General features: G+C 60.5%; 18 protein-coding genes. 5 read left to right on the top strand and 13 right to left on the bottom strand.

The window, feature by feature from the left end; genetic code table 11:
* Positions 1–18 precede the first annotated feature (18 nt).
* Complete coding sequence (gene betI, locus ACP7EW_RS15955) at positions 19–612, bottom strand: transcriptional regulator BetI (RefSeq protein ID WP_016977777.1); 594 nt, start codon at positions 610–612, stop codon at positions 19–21.
* Between the two features lie 390 nt (positions 613–1002).
* Here betI and ACP7EW_RS15950 point away from each other — a divergent pair, with 390 nt between their 5' ends.
* Positions 1003–2937 carry a BCCT family transporter gene (locus tag ACP7EW_RS15950; RefSeq protein ID WP_369682499.1) on the top strand — a complete coding sequence of 645 codons (1935 nt, stop codon included), beginning with the start codon at positions 1003–1005 and terminating at the stop codon, positions 2935–2937.
* Between the two features lie 64 nt (positions 2938–3001).
* Here ACP7EW_RS15950 and choV read toward each other — a convergent pair whose 3' ends face one another.
* The 4 genes from choV to ACP7EW_RS15930 all read right to left on the bottom strand — a co-directional run bounded on the left by choV (position 3002) and on the right by ACP7EW_RS15930 (position 6433).
* Positions 3002–4180 carry a choline ABC transporter ATP-binding protein gene (gene choV / locus ACP7EW_RS15945; protein ID WP_426218273.1) on the bottom strand — a complete coding sequence of 393 codons (1179 nt, stop codon included), beginning with the start codon at positions 4178–4180 and terminating at the stop codon, positions 3002–3004.
* Positions 4177–5022 carry a choline ABC transporter permease subunit gene (gene choW / locus ACP7EW_RS15940; RefSeq protein WP_016972877.1) on the bottom strand — a complete coding sequence of 282 codons (846 nt, stop codon included), beginning with the start codon at positions 5020–5022 and terminating at the stop codon, positions 4177–4179. The genes choV and choW overlap by 4 nt, the downstream gene beginning before the upstream one ends.
* A 66-nt stretch (positions 5023–5088) precedes the next feature.
* Positions 5089–6036: a choline ABC transporter substrate-binding protein gene (locus ACP7EW_RS15935; RefSeq protein WP_426218271.1), complete on the bottom strand. Its 948-nt coding sequence runs from the start codon at positions 6034–6036 to the stop codon at positions 5089–5091.
* Between the two features lie 196 nt (positions 6037–6232).
* Positions 6233–6433: a hypothetical protein gene (locus ACP7EW_RS15930; RefSeq protein WP_133075420.1), complete on the bottom strand. Its 201-nt coding sequence runs from the start codon at positions 6431–6433 to the stop codon at positions 6233–6235.
* An 18-nt stretch (positions 6434–6451) separates the two neighbouring features.
* Here ACP7EW_RS15930 and ACP7EW_RS15925 point away from each other — a divergent pair, with 18 nt between their 5' ends.
* Entirely contained in the window at positions 6452–7828 is a 1377-nt protein-coding gene (locus tag ACP7EW_RS15925; protein ID WP_426218268.1) for an L-serine ammonia-lyase, read from the top strand.
* Positions 7829–8240: 412 nt separating this feature from the next.
* The gene (locus ACP7EW_RS15920; protein WP_005792167.1) at positions 8241–9344 is read left to right on the top strand and encodes a GlxA family transcriptional regulator; all 1104 of its coding nucleotides are present in this window, start codon (positions 8241–8243) and stop codon (positions 9342–9344) included.
* Between the two features lie 150 nt (positions 9345–9494).
* Here the strand turns inward: ACP7EW_RS15920 and ACP7EW_RS15915 are convergent, their stop codons facing one another.
* The 6 genes from ACP7EW_RS15915 to ACP7EW_RS15890 all read right to left on the bottom strand — a co-directional run bounded on the left by ACP7EW_RS15915 (position 9495) and on the right by ACP7EW_RS15890 (position 14571).
* A complete protein-coding gene (locus ACP7EW_RS15915) occupies positions 9495–9758 on the bottom strand; it encodes a hypothetical protein (RefSeq protein WP_010207120.1) in 264 nt (87 codons plus the stop codon).
* 247 nt (positions 9759–10005) lie between these two features.
* Entirely contained in the window at positions 10006–11166 is a 1161-nt protein-coding gene (locus tag ACP7EW_RS15910) for a gamma-butyrobetaine dioxygenase (RefSeq protein WP_426218266.1), read from the bottom strand.
* 9 nt (positions 11167–11175) lie between these two features.
* Positions 11176–11655 (bottom strand): thioesterase family protein, encoded by a 480-nt coding sequence (locus ACP7EW_RS15905; RefSeq protein WP_133075417.1) that lies wholly within the window; start codon positions 11653–11655, stop codon positions 11176–11178.
* Between the two features lie 13 nt (positions 11656–11668).
* Entirely contained in the window at positions 11669–12634 is a 966-nt protein-coding gene (locus tag ACP7EW_RS15900; protein ID WP_426218263.1) for an L-carnitine dehydrogenase, read from the bottom strand.
* Between the two features lie 31 nt (positions 12635–12665).
* A complete protein-coding gene (locus ACP7EW_RS15895) occupies positions 12666–13553 on the bottom strand; it encodes a 3-keto-5-aminohexanoate cleavage protein (protein ID WP_033898035.1) in 888 nt (295 codons plus the stop codon).
* 73 nt (positions 13554–13626) lie between these two features.
* A complete protein-coding gene (locus ACP7EW_RS15890) occupies positions 13627–14571 on the bottom strand; it encodes a choline ABC transporter substrate-binding protein (RefSeq protein WP_038848891.1) in 945 nt (314 codons plus the stop codon).
* A 193-nt stretch (positions 14572–14764) separates the two neighbouring features.
* Between ACP7EW_RS15890 and ACP7EW_RS15885 the strand changes: the two genes are divergently transcribed.
* Together ACP7EW_RS15885 and ACP7EW_RS15880 are read left to right on the top strand one after the other, a co-directional pair.
* Positions 14765–15709, top strand: coding sequence for a GlxA family transcriptional regulator (locus tag ACP7EW_RS15885; protein ID WP_016977789.1), 945 nt, complete (start codon positions 14765–14767; stop codon positions 15707–15709).
* A gap of 68 nt (positions 15710–15777) precedes the next feature.
* On the top strand, positions 15778–16968 hold the full coding sequence (locus ACP7EW_RS15880; RefSeq protein ID WP_426218260.1) for an AAA family ATPase: 1191 nt from the start codon (positions 15778–15780) through the stop codon (positions 16966–16968).
* A gap of 8 nt (positions 16969–16976) precedes the next feature.
* Here ACP7EW_RS15880 and ACP7EW_RS15875 read toward each other — a convergent pair whose 3' ends face one another.
* Both ACP7EW_RS15875 and ACP7EW_RS15870 read right to left on the bottom strand, forming a co-directional pair.
* A complete protein-coding gene (locus tag ACP7EW_RS15875) occupies positions 16977–17393 on the bottom strand; it encodes a DUF3010 family protein (RefSeq protein WP_426218258.1) in 417 nt (138 codons plus the stop codon).
* Positions 17394–17433: 40 nt separating this feature from the next.
* Positions 17434–17835, bottom strand: a complete 402-nt coding sequence (locus ACP7EW_RS15870; RefSeq protein WP_016977792.1) for a lysozyme inhibitor LprI family protein — start codon at positions 17833–17835, stop codon at positions 17434–17436.
* Between the last annotated feature and the right edge of the window lie 80 nt (positions 17836–17915).

Below are 17915 nucleotides of genomic sequence, written 5' to 3'. Positions count from 1 at the left end.
TGAGCGGTTATGTGTGCTCTAACTCACCTGCTTGGCCAATTGGAAATCCATGTATTCGTAAGCGATCCGTTGCGCCTGTTCCGTGTCGAAAGCGTCTCCCGACAGGGCGCCGCGCAACCACAAACCGTCGATCAGGGCCGCCAGGCCTCGGGCTGCTTTGCGCGCGCGCGGCAGCGGCAGCACTCGGCGAAACTGGCAGCACAGGTTGGAATACAGACGTTGATCGTTGATCCGCTGCAACCTGTGCAATGACGGGTGATGCATGCTGGTGGCCCAGAAGGCCAACCAGGTTTTCATTGCCGGGCCGTTGACCTGGCTGGCGTCGAAGTTGCCTTCGATGATCACCTGCAGGTGCGCCCGTGGGCTGTCATCCTTCAGGGCACGCCTGCGTTCGTGGACGTTCTCGATCAGCGCATTCATCAAGTACCGCATCGTCGCGGCGATCAGGCCGTTCTTGTCCTGAAAGTAGTGACTGATGATGCCGTTCGAAACGCCGGCCAAACGGGCGATCAGCGCAATGCTGGCATCTCCCATTCCGACCTGATCGATGGCCGTCAGCGTGGCTTCGATCAACTGCTGGCGGCGTATGGGTTGCATACCGACCTTGGGCATGTAGCACCTCTCCTTAGGCCTGCCGATGGGCGATCAACGTCCGTCGGCTTGAGGGCCAGTCTATTTTGTTTTGATTGAACGTTCAATCAACAAAGAATAAGATCTGCGACAAATGGTCGCTGCCTACAGATATTTCCTACCTGTGAGCCGCGACATCTGACACCCGCAAAAACCTTGAAACAGGCCGTATCAGGGCCTGGGCGTCGCTTCGGCGAGGCTCAAGAATTTTCGGGGTGTCTTTATAACACCCGTCCGTCGACTGCCGAAAAATCGATGTCCCGGGATAACCGTTGCCTTGTGTTTCTCTCTCGCACTGCCCGGAGCATCTGCGCCATGAGTTCTGCCTCTCTTATAAAGACCCCGCCAGAAAAGGTGCGGGTCAACGGTTGGGTGTTCTACACCTCCACCGCGTTGATTCTGTTGTTGACTGCCATCCTGATCATCGCCCCGCAGGAGGCCGGGCGCATGCTCGGTGTTGCCCAGGCGTGGCTGTCGAAAAGCTTCGGCTGGTACTACATGGTGGTCATCGCCGCCTACCTGGTGTTTGTGGTGGGCCTGGCGTTTTCCTCCTATGGCAAATTGAAACTGGGCAGCAAGGACGACACCCCGGACTTCAGCTACGGCGCCTGGGCCGGCATGTTGTTCTCGTCGGGCATCGGCATTTCGCTGCTGTACTTCGGTGCTTCCGAGCCGCTGGACCACTACTTCAACCCGCCCGAAGGCGCTGCCGCCAGCAATGGCGCCGCACGCCAGGCGCTGCAATTGACCTTCCTGCACTGGGGCCTGCATGGCTGGGCGATCTACGCCCTGGTCGGCCTGGCCGTGGCGTACTTCGCGTACCGTCATAACCAGCCGCTGGCCCTGCGTTCGGCGCTGTACCCGCTGGTGGGCGAGCGTTGGGTGAAAGGCGCGGCCGGCCATGCGGTGGACGGTTTCGGCATGTTCGTGACCCTGTTGGGCCTGGTGACGAACCTGGGGATTGGTTCGATGCAGGTGTCGTCCGGGTTGGAAAACCTGTTCGGCATGCAGCACAGCAACACCAACCTGCTGATCGTGATCATCGTGATGAGCACCGTGGCGACCATCGCCGCCGTGTCGGGCGTGGAGAACGGCATTCGCCGCCTGTCCAACCTCAACATCGTGTTGTTCAGCGGCCTGCTGATCTTCGTGCTGCTGTTCGGCCCGACCTTGCACTTGCTCAACGGCTTGGTGCAGAACACCGGTGACTACCTCAACGGCATCATCCTGAAAACCTTCGACCTCTACGTGTACGAAGGCGACGCCGACAAGACCGAGCGCTGGATGGGCCTGTGGACCCTGTTCTACTGGGCCTGGTGGATTTCCTGGGCGCCATTCGTGGGCATGTTCATCGCGCGTATTTCCCGTGGTCGTACGGTGCGTGAACTGGTGGCCGGCGTGCTGCTGATCCCGCTGGGTTTCACCCTGGCGTGGTTGTCGATCTTCGGTAACTCGGCCTTGGACCTGGTGCTGAACCACGGCGCGGTGGAGTTGGGCAAGACCGCACTGGAACAGCCGTCCATGGCGATCTACCAGTTGCTTGAGCATTACCCAGCGTCGAAAGTCGTCATCGGTGTGTCGATCTTCGTGGGCTTCGTGCTGTTCCTGACCCCGGCGGATTCCGGCGCGGTGATGATGGCCAACCTGTCGTGCAAAGGCGGCAATGTGGATGAAGATGCGCCGCACTGGCTGCGGATCTTCTGGTCGGCGGTGATCACCCTGGTGACCATCGGCCTGTTGTTCGCCGGCAACTTCGAAGCCATGCAGACCATGGTGGTGCTGGCCGGGTTGCCGTTCTCGGTGGTGTTGATCTTCTTTATGTTCGGCTTGCACAAGGCGATGCGCCAGGACGTGGCTATCGAACAGGAGCAGGCGCAACTGGCCGAGCGTGGCCGCCGTGGTTTCAGCGAGCGTTTGACCGCGCTGGACCTGCAACCGAGCCAAGGCACCGTGCAACGCTTCATGGACAAGCACGTCACGCCGGCGTTGGAAGAAGCGGCGACGGCCTTGCGTGAACAGGGGCTGGAAGTGCAGACGCTGCTGGGTAAATCCAAGCGCTGCATCGGTGTGCGCATCGAGATGGAAGAGGGCAACCCGTTTGTCTACGAAGTGAGCCTGGATGCTTACTCGTCGGCACCGAGCGACCTGCCCGAGGAAGAGCGCACGCGTTACTACCGCGCTGAGGTCTACCTGCACAACGGACCTCAGGAGTACGACCTGATGGGCTTCGCCCAGGAACAGATCACCCGGGACGTGCTCGATCAGTTTGAAAGCCATCGGCAGCTCCTTGGCCGTGTCTATAGCTGAAGGTTGATCATCCACCTGTAAAACAAAACGCCGCGATCCTCGCGGCGTTTTTGTACCTGGGGGATTACCCCAGGTTTTTGCCCAGCAGGGCGTGGTACAACTCGCTGTCTCCGAGAATCCCCACCACCTGGTTGTTGTCATGCAACACCAGCTTGTTCCCGGTGTGATAACGAATCTGCAACGCGTCGCGCATGCCGATATTCGAATCCACCAGCGTAGGCACTCGGCCCAAACCTTCCACCGCTTGCCCCGGTGCCCAGTTCTGCAGGTTCATCACTGCGCCATTCTGGCGGGCACCCTTGATAGTGTTGCCTTCGGCCAGGTCCAGCCACGAGTCGCCGCCTGGGTCCAGGCACACTGAACCGTTCACACGCTTGCAGTTGTCCAGGGTGCGCATCAGGCTGCGGCCGCACAGTACGTTCAGCGGGTTGGTATGCGCGACGAAGGTGCGCACATAGTCGTCCGCCGGGTTCAGCACGATCTCTTCCGGCACGCTGTACTGGATGATCTTGCCGTCTTTCATGATCGCGATGCGGCTGCCCAGTTTGAGCGCCTCGTCGAGGTCGTGGCTCACGAAGACGATGGTCTTGCTCAGCTTGCGTTGCAGCTCCAGCAACTCATCCTGCAGGCCTTGGCGGATCAGCGGGTCGAGGGCGGAGAAGGGTTCGTCCATCAGCAGGATGTCGGCGTCCATCGCCAATGCACGGGCCAGGCCGACGCGCTGCTGCATGCCGCCGGAGAGTTCGTCCGGCTTCTTGTTGCGCCATTGGGTCAGGCCTACCAGTTCGAGCTTTTCATCCACCAGCTTGCGTCGGTCTTTCTCCGGGCGGCCCTGCATTTCCAGGCCGAAGCTGATGTTTTCGCGCACCGTCAGCCAAGGCATCAGGGCGAACTTCTGGAACACCATGGCGATGCGTTTGGTGCGCATCATTTTCAGCTCGGCGGGTGTGCAGGAGGCGATGTCGATCTGGCGACCTTCATGCTCCACGAACAACTGGCCACGGCTGACGGTGTTAAGGCCGTTGATGCAGCGCAACAGACTGGATTTGCCGGAGCCCGACAGGCCCATCAGCACACAGATCTCGCCTTTCTGGACATCCAGGCTGGCCTTTTCTACGCCGACAATCTGCCCGGTCTTTTTCAGGATTTCATTACGGCTCATGCCTTGGTCCAGCAGCTTGAGCGCCTCGCGTGGGTCTTTGGAAAAGATCACGTCGACATTGTCGAATCGGATAATGCTCATGCATCACCCCCTACTTTAGCGTCGGGTTGTTTGCAGATGCGGTCGAGCATGATGGCCAGCAGCACAATCGCCAGACCGGCTTCAAAGCCCAAGGCGATATCGGCGGTGTTCAGCGCGTTGACCACCGGTTTGCCGAGGCCGTCGGCGCCCACCAGGGCCGCGATCACCACCATCGACAACGACAGCATGATGCATTGGGTAATGCCGGCGGCAATGCTCGGCATGGCGTGGGGCAGTTCAATGCGCGAGAGCAACTGACGGCGCGAGCAGCCAAAGGCCTTGCCGGCGTCCATCAACTCTTGCGGTACATCACGGATACCCAGGTAGGTCAGGCGGATCGGCGCGGCAATCGCGAACACCACCGTAGAGATCAAACCAGGCACCACACCCAGCCCGAAGAGGGTCAGGGTAGGGATGAGGTAGACGAAGGTCGGTACGGTCTGCATCAGATCGAGCACCGGCCGCATCATGGTGTAGAACAACGGTTTGTGCGCGGCAACAATGCCCAGCGGCACACCGATGACCACGCAGACCAAGGTGGCGAACAGCACTTGCGCCAGGGTCTCCATGGTTTCCTGCCAGTACCCCAGGTTGAGGATCAGCAGGAAGGAGGCGATGACAAAAACAGTCAGTCCCCATTTACGTTGGATAAAGTGAGCCAGCAGCGCAATCAGACCGATCAATGCCAGCGGATTGAACCAGGTCAGCGCGAACGTCACGCCGTGGATCATCGTTTCCAGTGTCGATGCGATTGCGTCGAAGTAGTTGGCGCCGTGTTGGGTCAACCATTCGACGAAGGCAGCGATGTACTGGCCTAGTGGGATTTTCTGTTCAGTCAGCATGGTAGTGAATGTCCACATGCGAAGAGGGAAAACATCCCGGGGCAGCGCACCGCCCCGGGGACAACATTACTTGGCGAGGTAGGCTTTAACGGCGTCGAGTCCTGGTTTGCCATCTACGGTGGTGACACCGGCGAGCCAGGTGTCGAGGACTTGCGGGTTGGCTTTCAGCCAGGCCTTGGCGGCGGCGTCAGGCTTTTGTTTGTCGTCCAGGACTTTACCCATCAGGGTGCTTTCCATGTCCAGGGTGAACACCAGGTTTTTCAGCAACTGGCCGACGTTGCTGCATTCCTGGGTATAACCCTTGCGGGTATTGGTGTAGATGGTGGCCTGGCCGTAGTTGGGGCCGAACGAGTCGTCACCGCCGGTCAGGTACTTCATCTTGAAGCGGGTGTTCATCGGGTGCGGTTCCCAGCCGAGGAACACGATGGCCTGGTCACGCTTGGAGGCGCGTTCGACCTGGGAGAGCATGCCGGCTTCGCTGGATTCGACGACTTTGAAACCGGCGGTTTTCAGGCCGAAGGCGTCTTTGTCGATCAGCGTCTGGATAGTGCGGTTGCCGTCGTTGCCCGGCTCGATGCCGTAGATCTTGCCGCCCAGTTCATCCTTGAATTTGGCGATGTCGGCGAAGTCCTTGAGGCCTTTGTTGTACAGCGCTTCCGGGACGGCCAGGGTGTACTTGGCGTTCTCCAGGTTGGCGCGCACGGTTTCCACGGTGCCGGCATCACGGTACTGCTTGATGTCGTTTTCCATGGTCGGCATCCAGTTGCCGAGGAAGATGTCCATGTTCTTGCCGTCGGCCAGTGACTTGTAGGTCACGGGTACCGAAATCATCGTGGTGCGCGGCTTGTAGCCCAGGCCCTTGAGGATCTCGCTGGTGGTCGCGGTGGTGACGGTGATGTCGGTCCAGCCGACATCGGAGAAGTTGACGGTCTTGCACTGTTCCGGTTCTGCGGCGTGTGCCAGGACTGGCAGACTCAGCATGGCGGCCAACAACAACGAGGGTGAACCTTTCATCTGGGTAGACTCCTGTGTTTTTTCTGGCGGCATTCGCCGCGCTTTATAAGTGTTGCGGTTGGTGCGTGCGACAACAGCTCTGGCACGGTGCCTTGCAAACGAGTCGAGACTGATCATGTACCAGTGAAAATCTGACGCCTACAGGGGGCGTCGTATCCAGTACAGGGATGGTCGTATCCAGTGTCGGTGACGTCGCTTACAGATTTTTCCAGAGGCGAAACTGCAGTTTTCGTCCATCTGCACCGCTAAAAACGGCCAAAACAGGTGATCGTACGCAAGCGACGCTGGTGAGCATGGTTACGTCGGTGTGAGACGCCGTGGCGGTCAGCAAAAGCTTGATGATGCCGCCATCTGGGCGATTTGAGCGTAGCAGCTCCTTGGTGCCCGGTTTGCTCACCTGCGGAGTTCCACGGCAATGGCTATCAGTGTTTTCGACCTGTTCAAGATCGGCATCGGGCCTTCGAGTTCTCACACCGTCGGCCCCATGCGCGCCGCGGCGTTGTTCGTTCAAGGCTTGCGTGAACGTGAACTGTTGGAACAAGTGCGGCGCGTCGAAGTTCAGCTCTATGGCTCCTTGTCCGCCACCGGCATCGGCCACGGCAGCGACACCGCGACCATCATGGGGCTGATGGGCGAGTGGCCGGACGCGATCGATCCATCGCAAATCGGCCTGCGCATTCACACCCTGCGCGAGACCGACACCTTGCTGCTGGACGGGCGTTTGCCGGTGCCCTTCGTCTGGGGGCGGGACATGCGTCTGCTCGACGAAAACCTGCCGTTCCACCCCAACGCCATGACACTGGTGGTGTACGGCGACAGCGCTGAACTGCACCGCGACACCTACTATTCAGTGGGCGGCGGTTTCGTAGTGGACGAAGCCCAGGCGCAAAGCGGCGTGGCCGATATGGACCGCACCGAGTTGCCTTACGATTTTTCCAGCGCGGTCGAGCTGTTGCAGCTGTGCAAGACCCACAACCTGCGCGTGGCCGAGTTGATGCTGGCCAATGAAAAGGTCTGGCGCTCCGAAGAAGAAATACGCAGTGGCCTGATGAAACTCTGGCGCGCCATGCAGGATTGCGTGGAGCAAGGCCTCAAGCACGAAGGCATCCTGCCTGGCGGTTTGAACGTGCGCCGGCGTGCGGCCAAGTTGCACCGCAGCCTGCAGGAATTGAACAAGCCCAATGTGATCGGCTCGACCTTGAGCGCCATGGAATGGGTCAACCTGTTCGCGCTGGCGGTCAATGAAGAAAACGCCGCGGGTGGACGTATGGTCACCGCGCCTACCAACGGCGCAGCGGGGATTATTCCGGCGGTGTTGCATTACTTCATGAAGTTCAGCGAGGAAGTCACCGAAGCCAACGTCGTAGACTACTTGCTGGGTGCGGCGGCGGTGGGGATCCTGTGCAAGAAGAACGCCTCGATCTCCGGTGCCGAAGTCGGCTGCCAGGGCGAAGTCGGTTCGGCCTGTGCGATGGCGGCTGCTGGTTTGGCCGAGATCCTCGGCGCTACGCCGGAGCAGCTGTGCAACGCCGCCGAGATCGGCCTGGAACATAACCTGGGTCTCACCTGCGACCCCGTGGGTGGGCTGGTACAAGTGCCGTGCATCGAGCGCAATGCGATTGCGGCGGTGAAGGCAATCAACGCTGCGCAAATGGCGCTGCGTGGCGATGGCCAGCACTTCATCTCCCTGGACCGGGTGATTCGCACCATGCGCGATACCGGGGCGGATATGCATGACAAATACAAAGAGACATCGCGGGGTGGGTTGGCGGTGAGTGCTGTGGAGTGTTGAGTGGCACTCCTGCTCATTAAGTGAACACCCGGATCCAAAAGCGCCACCTTTTAGCGCGTCGCAAACAGATAAGTAGCTACCGAACGATTTCCCGCCGGACCACCGGTCACCCGTGCTTGGGGTGACAGACTTCTCCCACACCCGCAAAGCGCCTTCCCACAAGTGCTACCGATCTGCTCACGCCTCGTGGGCAGACTCGTTCCTACAGCCGATTCCGGCTATATCCGTACTCGCGGCGCGGGCTTATCTAGACGCGTCATCAGGTCGTTTTTAGGAGTTATTGGACGGCCATTCAATTTTAGGCATGGCATTTGCTCTATCAATTCAAAGCCTCTCTCCTGGCTGGATGAAGAGCGCAATAACAAGAGCCTCGCCTGAGGCCATCACCCGCTTTGTGTGAGGAGATACCGCGATGACGTCGTTCAACTCCGGGGCCCAACCCCAGAACCGTGCGCCTCAATCCATCGGCTTTTTGCTGCTGGACAATTTCACGCTGATTTCCCTGGCCTCCGCAGTCGAACCCCTGCGCATGGCCAACCAGCTCTCCGGTCGCGAGTTGTATCGCTGGACGACCTTGAGCGTCGATGGAAACCAGGTGTGGGCCAGCGACGGTCTGCAAATCACCCCCGATGCTTCCATGCACAAAGCCCCAGCCCTGGACACCGTGATCGTGTGCGGCGGCGTGGGTATCCAACGTACTGTGACCCGTGAACATGTGTCGTGGCTGCAAAGCCAGGCGCGCCAATCGCGTCGCTTGGGCGCAGTGTGCACCGGCAGTTGGGCCCTGGCCTGCGCCGGTTTGCTCGATGGGTTTGATTGCAGCGTGCACTGGGAATGCCTGGCCTCGATGCAGGAAGCCTTCCCCCGCGTGGCCATGAGCACACGCCTGTTCACCCTCGACCGCAACCGCTTCACCAGTTCCGGCGGCACCGCGCCACTGGACATGATGCTGCACCTGATCAGCCGCGATCACGGTCGTGAACTGTCGGCCGCCATTTCCGAGATGTTCGTGTACGAACGCATCCGCAACGAACAGGATCACCAGCGTGTGCCGCTCAAGCACATGCTCGGCACCAACCAGCCGAAGCTGCAGGAAATCGTCGCGCTGATGGAAGCCAACCTGGAAGAACCGATCGACCTGGACGAACTGGCGGTGTACGTCGCCGTGTCGCGTCGCCAGCTGGAGCGGCTGTTCCAGAAATACCTGCATTGCTCGCCATCGCGCTACTACCTCAAGCTGCGCCTGATCCGCGCACGGCAGTTGCTCAAGCAAACGCCGATGTCGATCATCGAAGTGGCGTCGGTGTGCGGGTTTGTTTCCACGCCGCACTTCTCCAAGTGCTACCGCGAATACTTCGGCATTCCGCCACGGGATGAGCGTGTGGGTTCCAACACCACCCAACAAGTGGCGATGATGCCGATTCCGCAGGCGCTGGTGTTGTCACCGTTGTCGGGGCCGATGTCGGCGTTGAGTCAGGCGCGTAACGAATCGACGTTTGCCAGCGTAAGGCTCTAGACCCTGTGGGAGCAGGCTTGTTGTGGTTGTGGTTGTGATTGTGGTTGTGGCGAGCGGGCTTGTCCCGCGTTGGAGTGCGAAGCGCTCCCAAGATTTTGGGGCCGCTGCGCAGCCCAACGCGGGGCAAGCCCGCTCGCCACAGTGATCTATTCAGGCGCCAGAGTTCTGTTTGAACTGCACCAACGCCGGCAATAGCTGCTTGTCGATTGCCTGCCTCACGGCCGGCAGGATCGTCGCGCTACCGGTGTACATCTGCTCAACCATCCCTTTGAGCGCCTTGGCCCGCGCCTCGCTCAACCCACGCACCGCACACTCGCAGGCCTGCTCGGCGGTGGCGCCGCTGGACACTTCAAAACCCAGTGAGCGCAGTTGGCCCAGCAGGTCATCCTGGTCAATCAAATCCGCATGCATCATGACGTTTATCCTGGTGAAGGGAAGGGGGTTTGACCTCGATTCTGGTAGCCGCCCAAGCGGTCGGCAAGGCGAGATTGCACGAATGCCTCAGATGGCTACGAGCATGTCGTTTTCGGGCCATTTACCGAGCGCATTAATGGGCACACTGAACCCAAGCACTCAGCTTGAAGGTTTGGTCACCCTCAGGATGTCACGCTCACACAAGGCACTCTGCCCCGATCCGGTCACGGCTGGATCGGGGCTTTTTTTAACGCTGCAATACCAAAATTCGCGAGAGCAACTCATCCCGATCGATGTAGCAACCCTGGAAGTGCCGCGCCCCGGAAGCCGGGTCAAAAGCATTACGCGCATGCAAGGTGCGGCGGTTGTCAAAGCACCACAGCTCCCCCGGATTCAAGCGCTTGACCACACGAAAACGATCCTCCCGCGTCATGGCGATAAAACGTCGATACGCGCGATACAGCAGCGGCATCTGTGCCACGCTGGTCTCGAAAGGCCCACGCAGAAAGTTGGCCATGCGAATCTCCGCCACATCCCCCAACGCATCCAGCGCAATGATCGGCGCCAGGCGGCGATAGTCGCTGTGGCGGTCCTTGTTGCGAAACTCCACCGGGATTTCACACAGTGCCCGAAACGCTTCGGGCTCTTCCGTGCGCAGGGCGTTGGCGATGGCAAACCCGTCGACAAAAATACTCTCGCCACCGCTGGCATCGTTCACCAGGCAATGCAGGAATTGCAGGCCCGGTTGCAGCTCCCGCGTGGGCAGATCGGTGTGCAAGGGCAGGTTGAAAGCGGTGTAGGCATTGCTGTCGGCGTCGGCCTTGGATTGCACATTGAACAGCACGCCGAAGTTGCTCTCGCGGATGAAGGCAATGCGCTTGGCGATCAGCGCCAGGGAGCCGGGCTCGGTTGGGACGCCCCGGATTTGCGTCAGACCTGAATCGCGCAGCGCCAGCAACCATTGCAGCAGCGTGTTCGGGTCTTCCATGACCGCCGAGTAGTCGAACACCGGCAGTTGGAAGCGACTGTCCCACAGCTGGGGTTGGGGCTTTGCCGCACGGCGTTCGGCACGGGATTCATCGTCGTAGGCATGGGCCCGCAACCAGCCGGGATCGTACTGGCTGCGGTGGTCGCCGTTCCATTCCACCCACAGATTGCCTTGATCAAGACGGGCCGAGGCAGCCCTGAGATTGGCGTCTACGTCGACAATCTCCAGTACTTGTTCGCGGGTTACGCTGTACACGCATTCTGCACAGGGGCAGTTGTCCCGCAGCCATTGATGATGAAACGGGCTGACCCGCCCATCGGCCCAATGCACGAGGATTTGATCGTCCAGCACCCGCACGTCCGCGATGTCGCAGATCTTCGGGTAGGTACGGAAATCGGCGACAGCGGCGGCGGCTTGCATGGTGGCTCCTTATTGCTTCTTGGGGGGCAGTCCAATCACTCGGCCGAGCAGGGCGGGGCGCGGCAGGTCGGCCTGCTCGGCACTGATGGCCGTGAGTTTTTCCAGCGTGGCCTCGGTGAACGGCGCCGAATTCGGGCCCGCCAGATCCACGTGCAGCAGCATCTGTTCGTTGCCCGCCAGTTCCTTTTCATCGCCCACTAGATGCAGGCTGTGATAGAGGTGCAGGCGCTTGGCATCAAAGGCGATCAGTTGGGTATGCACCTCCACGTCGGCGCCCAGTTTCACTTCGTGTAGGTAGTTGAGGTGCAGCTCCAGGGTGAACAGTGAATGGCCGCTGGCTTCGCGGTTTTCACTGTCCAGGCCGAGGGTGTCCATCAGCGCGTCGGTGGCGTAGCTGAAGATCAGCAGGTAGAACGCGTCGCGCAGGTGGCCGTTGTAGTCCACCCAGTCAGGGTGGACCTGGGTGGTGTAGGTGGTGAGTGCGGGCATGTCAGGGGTTCCGTTATTCGGCGAAGGTCATGCCGTGCTTGGCTTTGGTGGTTTTCACCGCCTCCAGCACCGCCAGCAGGCAATCATCACGATAGCGCTCCAGCGCCGAAATGCTGTGTTTGCCCAGTTGATCGCTGGTGCCGTCGACCACATCGTCGATCAGCTTGTCGGTCAGCTCCGGCGCCGGCAGGTAGGTCCACGGCAATTGCAGCGCCGGGCCGAACTGCGCCATGAAGTGGCGCATGCCGGCGTCGCCGCCGGCCAGGGTGTAGGTCAGGAACGTGCCCATGAACGACCAGCGCAAGCCCGCGCCAAAGCGGATCGCGTCGTCGATCTCGCCGGTGGTGGCGACGCCGTCATTGACCAGGTGCAGGGCCTCACGCCACAGCGCTTCAAGCAGACGGTCGGCGATAAAGCCCGGGACTTCCTTGCGCACGTGAAGAGGGCGCATGCCGAGGGATTCATACACCTTGATCGCGGCCTGGATTGCCTCTGGTGCGGTGTTCTTGCCGCCGACCACTTCCACCAGCGGCAGCAGGTAAACCGGGTTGAACGGGTGGCCGACCACGCAGCGCTCAGGGTGGGTCGAACCTTCGTAGAACTCGCTCGGCAACAGGCCGGACGTGCTCGACCCTATCAACGCATTCGGCTTGGCCGCAGCGCTGATCTTGCTGTGCAGGTCGAGTTTCAGTTCCAGGCGTTCCGGGGCGCTTTCCTGGATGAAATCGGCGTCTTTCACGCACTCTTCAATGGTGGCGACAAAGCGCAGGCGATCCTGGGACGCACCCGGCGCCAGGCCTTGTTTTTCCAAGGCGCCCCAGGCATTGGCGACGCGTTTGCGCAGTGCGGCTTCGGCACCGGGCGCCGGGTCCCAGGCGACCACATCCAGGCCATGGGCCAGGGCGCGGGACACCCAGCCGCTGCCGATGACACCGCTGCCGAGGGCGGAGAAGGTTTTGATTTCGGTGATAAAGCTCATGGCAAATTCCTAAAAAAAGTGGTGGCTACGATCAACCGCGCTTGGTCAAACCCATCTTGATTCGACCTTCAGCCGGGGTCATGACCCGTGCACCCAGGCGGCTGAGGATTTCACTGGCGCGCTCCACCAATTGGCCGTTGGTGGCGAGCACGCCTTTGTCCAGCCACAGGTTGTCTTCCAGGCCGACCCGCACGTTGCCGCCCAGCAGCACCGCTTGCGCCGCCATCGGCATTTGCATACGGCCGATGCCAAAGCCCGCCCATACCGCGTCGGCGGGCAGGTTGTCGACCATGGCTTTCATGGTGGTGGTGTCTGCCGGTGCGCCCCATGGGATGCCCAGGCACAGTTGGAACAGTGGGTTGTCGAGCAGGCCTTCCTTGATCATCTGCTTGGCGAACCACAGGTGACCGGTGTCGAAGATTTCCAGCTCAGGCTTAACGCCCAGTTCCTGGATGCGTTTGGCGCCGGCCCGCAGTTGCGCCGGGGTGGAGACGTAAATGGTGTCGCCATCGCCAAAGTTCAGGGTGCCGCAGTCCAGGGTGCAGATTTCCGGCAGCAGCTCCTCGACGTGAGCCAGGCGGGTCAACGGGCCGACCAGGTCGGTGTTGGGGCCGAACTCCATCGGGTTCTCGCCGCCGCCGATCTCCAGGTCGCCGCCCATGCCGGCGGTGAGGTTGACGATAATGTCGATGTCGGCCTCGCGAATGCGCTCCATCACTTCGCGATACAGGGCGACGTCGCGGCTGAACTTGCCGGTTTCAGGGTCGCGCACATGGCAGTGCACAACGGTGGCGCCGGCCTTGGCCGCTTCCACGGCGGCGGCGGCGATTTGTTTGGGGGTGACCGGCACGTGGGGGCTGCGGCTGGTCGTGTCGCCAGCACCGGTGAGTGCGCAGGTGATGATGACGTCGTGGTTCATTTGGCGGTTCCTTACAGGCGTGGTGGTGCCGTTCGCAGCCCGGTTGAGCTGCGAAACGGTGGTTCAGAAAAGGTTATTGGCTGGTCAGTTGCAGGTTGGCCGCGGCCGGCTTGCCGTCGAAGGTGGTCACACCCTCCAGCCAGCGCGCCTGGTCTTGCGGGTGGTCCTTGAGCCACTGCTTGGCGGACTCGATGGCGTCCTTGTGATCCAGCAGCGGCTGCATCATCCGGCTCTCGTCGGCTGCGGTGAAGGTGAGATTGGTCAGCAGTTTGTGCACGTTGGGGCACTGCTCGGCGTAGTTCGGCGCGGTGACGCTCCACACGGTGGCCATGCCTTCGTTCGGGCCCAGGGCGTCGTCGCTGCCGGTGAGGTAGGTCATGGCGACGTTGACGTTCATCGGGTGCGGTGCCCAGCCGAAGAACACCACGGCTTCCTTGCGGCGCACCGCGCGGTCGACGGCGGCGAGCATGCCGGCTTCACTGGATTCCACCAGCTGGAACTTGCCCAGGCCGAACTGGTTCTTGGCGATCATTGCCTTGATCTGGGTGTTGGCGCCCGAGCCTGGCTCAATGCCGTAGATCTTGCCGCCCAGTTCTTTTTCGAACTTGGCGATGTCAGCGAAGGTTTTCAGGCCCTTGTCCGCCAGGTAAGTCGGCACGGCGAGGGTGGCGCGCGCGTCTTCGAGGCTGGGTTTGTCGAGGACCTTGACTTGCTTGGCGTCGACGAACGGCGTGATGGTCTGGGTCATCAGCGGGTTCCAGTAGCCCAGGAACAAATCCAGGCGCTGGTCGCGGATGCCAGCGAAGATGATTTGCTGGGAGGCGCTGGTCTGTTTGGTCTTGTAGCCGAGGCCGTCGAGCAACACTTGGGTCATGGCGCTGGTGGCGATTACGTCGGTCCAGTTCACCACGCCCATGCGCACGTTCTGGCAAGATGCCGCGTCGGCAGCCAGTACGTTCGTGCTCAAGATGGCGCTGGCGCTGAGTGCAAGCACACAGCGGCTGATCAGTCGGTTCATGGTGGATCCCTCGGCAGGTCGTTATTGTGGGGTCCGGCGTCTTTGTGCGCCGTGGGATCAAGTTACGCAGCTTGAGGGCCTATAAAACGCACGGCGGCGACCAGCTCTTGCACTGCAGCGACCTGCCCCCTTGAATCCACCCGAGAACGGGAGTATCACAGTGCCACGCTGCCCGTCCGACGAGAGCGCCACCATGTCCCAGGATTTCTACTTTCTGCTGATGCCGGGCTTCTCGGCCATCGGCTTTATCTCCGCGCTGGAACCGCTTCGGGTGGCTAACCGCTTTCGTGGCGAGTTGTACCGCTGGCATGTGTTGAGTGCCGATGGCGGCGCGGTGCTGGCAAGCAATGGCATGTCGGTCAACGCCGACGCCGCGCTGGAACCGTTGAAAAAGGGCGCGACGTTATTGGTGGTGGCGGGCTTCGAACCGCTGCAATTCGCCACCCCCGCGTTGGAACACTGGCTGCGCCGCCTCGACCACGACGGCGTGACCCTCGGCGCCATCGACACCGGCGCCTGCGTCCTCGCCGAAGCCGGCCTGCTCGATGGCCATCGCCTGACCCTGCACTGGGAAGCCATCGACGCTTTCAAGGAATCTTATCCACAGCTCACCGTGACCCAGGAGCTGTTCGAGATTGATCGCCGCCGCATCACCTGCGCCGGCGGTACGGCCTCCATCGACCTGATGCTCGACCTGATCGCCCAGGCCCACGGCCCCGAACTGGCGATCCAGGTCTCCGAACAATTCGTGCTCGGCCGCATCCGCCCACGCAAAGACCACCAGCGCATGCAGATCGCCACGCGCTACGGCATCAACAACAAAAAACTGGTGCAAGTGATCGGCGAGATGGAGCAGCACACCGAGCCGCCCCTGAGCACTTTGGCCTTGGCCGAAGCGATCAAAGTCACGCGCCGCCAACTGGAGCGCCTGTTCCGCCTGCACCTGAACGACACCCCCAGCAACTTCTACCTCGGCCTGCGCCTGGAAAAAGCCCGGCAGCTGCTGCGCCAGAGCGACATGAGTGTGCTGGAAGTGAGCATTGCCTGTGGGTTTGAGTCGCCGTCGTATTTCACCCGCAGTTATCGGGCACGGTTCGCGAAGTGCCCGAGGGAGGATCGGCGAAGGGAAGTGGTTTGACGGCCAATTATAGTTAATTATACTCGTTACTATAATTTATAGTCCTTTCCATAATTGAGTATAAAACCATGTCCAAGCACAGCGGCTTTGTATTCCGCCGTCCCGCGCTGGCAAGCAGCATTGCCGACGGCCTGGTGGGGGCCGGTATCCAGGATTTCACCTCTGGTCTGTTTCTCGCGGCGCCGCGTCGCACGGGCAAAAGTACTTTTTTGCGCGAAGACCTGATCCCGGAGTGTCAGCTTCGAGGGTGGCTGACGGTGTACGTCGATCTGTGGGCCGACAAAGAGAAAGACCCTGCGGAGTTGATTGCCAGCGCCATTGGCGCAGCGCTGGTGCCCTATGAAAAGGGCATTCGCAAGCTGGCCAAGAACCTTGGGATCGAGAAACTGAGCTTTCTGCGCACGCTGTCCTGGGACTTCAGCAAGCCTCAATTGCCGGTCGGCGCGACCTTGACCCAAGCCTTGGAGTTATTGCACCACGCGGCGGAAAAAACCGTCGTCCTGGTGATTGACGAGGCGCAGCACGCCTTGACCAGCGATTCAGGCATCAATGCGATGTTTGCGCTGAAGGCCGCCCGGGATCAGCTCAACCAGGGGCGTGACGAGGAAGGCAGCGGTTTGCATCTGGTGTTCACTGGCTCCAATCGCGACAAGCTGGCCCACCTGGTATTGGGTAAAAGCCAGCCTTTCTTCGGCTCCAGCATTACGCCGTTCCCGTTGCTGGGCAAAGCGTTCACCCAGGCCTATACCGCGCACCTCAACGCGCACTTGGCGAAAACCAACCAATTCAACGCGGCCGATATCGATGAGGCGTTTGAGCTGGTTGGCCGTCGGCCCGAGATGTTGCGCACGATCATCGGCGAAGTGGCGCTGGAGCTGGGTGAGGCGAGCAATTTGGGCCAACTGCTGCACAGTCGCGCCGAACTGTTGCGCGCAGGCGTGTGGACCGAATTCGAAAGCGCCTGGAACACGCTCACCATCCCCCAGCGCGCCGTGCTGCAAGTGATGGTAGAGCGCTCTCAAACCAACGAACCCTTCGCGCCGTTCACCGACAGCACCCTCGCTGCGGTCAGCAAAGCGCTGGAAGACATGGGCAGTGACGTGGTGCCGGGCACCCAGACGATTCAGGCTTGCATCGATGCCCTGCGCGACAAGGAACTGGTGTGGAAGTCGAGCCGGGGCGGTTATGCCCTGGAGGACAAGACCTTTGGCGATTGGCTGCAACACAGGGGGCGTACAGCCAGCTCCCACAGTGAATAGGGGGTTTCTTATTTCTTTAGCAGGGCCGAGCAGGCTGCCTTGTAGGCCTCATGTTGATACTTGTTCAGCGTCGCCGGCAGTTCAAAATTGTGTTTCTTGTTCTGCGCATTGAGGGTCTGCGGTGACAGCAGCGTCACCTCAACCGCATCCAGCAACTGAAACACCCCTTCAATCTTGAACGTGGTCGGGCCGCCGGCGAATTCACCCTTCTTGCTGCGCTTCTTGATGGCGATACGGGTGATGGCGTTTTCCTGCACAAACGCTTTCACTTGAGCGGCGAAGGCTTTGACGTTGGCGGCCTCATCGTCGTCTTCAAGTGCGATCTTCTTGGTCGCGAGGGCGACATGGCTCAACGCCTGATTGTCCAGGGAGGCGACAGCGATGATGGCTTCGCTGCCTTTGATTTCGATGCCGCAAATAGTCATGAATAGCCTTGGTTCAGAGAAGAGTGGCGGTGATTGTCGTTTATTCCTGCCCGATCGACTCCAAAAACTCCGACCGCTCATCGCTCATTCGTGCCAGACAATCATTCTGCGCAATCGCATACGCCTTGGTGCCGTTGACTGCCGGGAAGGTGTCCACGGCGCAATCAGCATCCCGTAACTTTTCCCACTTCTGCTGGGCATCCTTCAGACGAGCGGTAATGTCCGCCAGCTTGGTCTTGTCGCTGCCATAGGTCGAAGCCATGCGTTCCAGCAGACCTTGATAGTTGTCTTTGAGCAGTTGTTCGGCGGTGGTTTTGTTGTAAGAGGCGCATTCCAGGGTTTGCTTGTCGTTTTCGATGCCGTCGCACGGCGTGCTGTCGGTGTCTTCGGCCGCGTGGACGCCGGTTGCGATGAGTGCCAAAGCCAGGAAAATCGATTTCATTGCGCCGTCTCATATCAGGTGATGCGGGAATTCTGGCTCAAGCGTAAGACAAAGAACAGCCGCCAGTCAGACCTCTCATA

This window comes from Pseudomonas sp. DWRC2-2 (genome assembly GCF_049897885.1).
Classification (GTDB): domain Bacteria; phylum Pseudomonadota; class Gammaproteobacteria; order Pseudomonadales; family Pseudomonadaceae; genus Aquipseudomonas; species Aquipseudomonas azotoformans_A.
The sequence above is the reverse complement of the archived record's forward strand: the minus strand, read 5'-3'. Positions and strand labels throughout refer to the sequence as shown.

What these genes read in the sequence shown, in the direction of transcription:
- choW (WP_016972877.1), bottom strand. Translation starts at nt 5,022, where the DNA reads ATGCTGACTGAACAGAAAATCCCACTAGGCCAGTACATCGCTGCCTTC.
- ACP7EW_RS15895 (WP_033898035.1), bottom strand. Translation starts at nt 13,553, where the DNA reads ATGAACCACGACGTCATCATCACCTGCGCACTCACCGGTGCTGGCGAC.
- ACP7EW_RS15870 (WP_016977792.1), bottom strand. Translation starts at nt 17,835, where the DNA reads ATGAAATCGATTTTCCTGGCTTTGGCACTCATCGCAACCGGCGTCCAC.
- betI (WP_016977777.1), bottom strand. Translation starts at nt 612, where the DNA reads ATGCCCAAGGTCGGTATGCAACCCATACGCCGCCAGCAGTTGATCGAA.
- ACP7EW_RS15910 (WP_426218266.1), bottom strand. Translation starts at nt 11,166, where the DNA reads ATGCAAGCCGCCGCCGCTGTCGCCGATTTCCGTACCTACCCGAAGATC.
- ACP7EW_RS15880 (WP_426218260.1), top strand. Translation starts at nt 15,778, where the DNA reads ATGTCCAAGCACAGCGGCTTTGTATTCCGCCGTCCCGCGCTGGCAAGC.
- ACP7EW_RS15920 (WP_005792167.1), top strand. Translation starts at nt 8,241, where the DNA reads ATGACGTCGTTCAACTCCGGGGCCCAACCCCAGAACCGTGCGCCTCAA.
- ACP7EW_RS15885 (WP_016977789.1), top strand. Translation starts at nt 14,765, where the DNA reads ATGTCCCAGGATTTCTACTTTCTGCTGATGCCGGGCTTCTCGGCCATC.
- ACP7EW_RS15890 (WP_038848891.1), bottom strand. Translation starts at nt 14,571, where the DNA reads ATGAACCGACTGATCAGCCGCTGTGTGCTTGCACTCAGCGCCAGCGCC.
- ACP7EW_RS15915 (WP_010207120.1), bottom strand. Translation starts at nt 9,758, where the DNA reads ATGATGCATGCGGATTTGATTGACCAGGATGACCTGCTGGGCCAACTG.
- ACP7EW_RS15900 (WP_426218263.1), bottom strand. Translation starts at nt 12,634, where the DNA reads ATGAGCTTTATCACCGAAATCAAAACCTTCTCCGCCCTCGGCAGCGGT.
- ACP7EW_RS15905 (WP_133075417.1), bottom strand. Translation starts at nt 11,655, where the DNA reads ATGCCCGCACTCACCACCTACACCACCCAGGTCCACCCTGACTGGGTG.
- choV (WP_426218273.1), bottom strand. Translation starts at nt 4,180, where the DNA reads ATGAGCATTATCCGATTCGACAATGTCGACGTGATCTTTTCCAAAGAC.
- ACP7EW_RS15925 (WP_426218268.1), top strand. Translation starts at nt 6,452, where the DNA reads ATGGCTATCAGTGTTTTCGACCTGTTCAAGATCGGCATCGGGCCTTCG.
- ACP7EW_RS15875 (WP_426218258.1), bottom strand. Translation starts at nt 17,393, where the DNA reads ATGACTATTTGCGGCATCGAAATCAAAGGCAGCGAAGCCATCATCGCT.
- ACP7EW_RS15935 (WP_426218271.1), bottom strand. Translation starts at nt 6,036, where the DNA reads ATGAAAGGTTCACCCTCGTTGTTGTTGGCCGCCATGCTGAGTCTGCCA.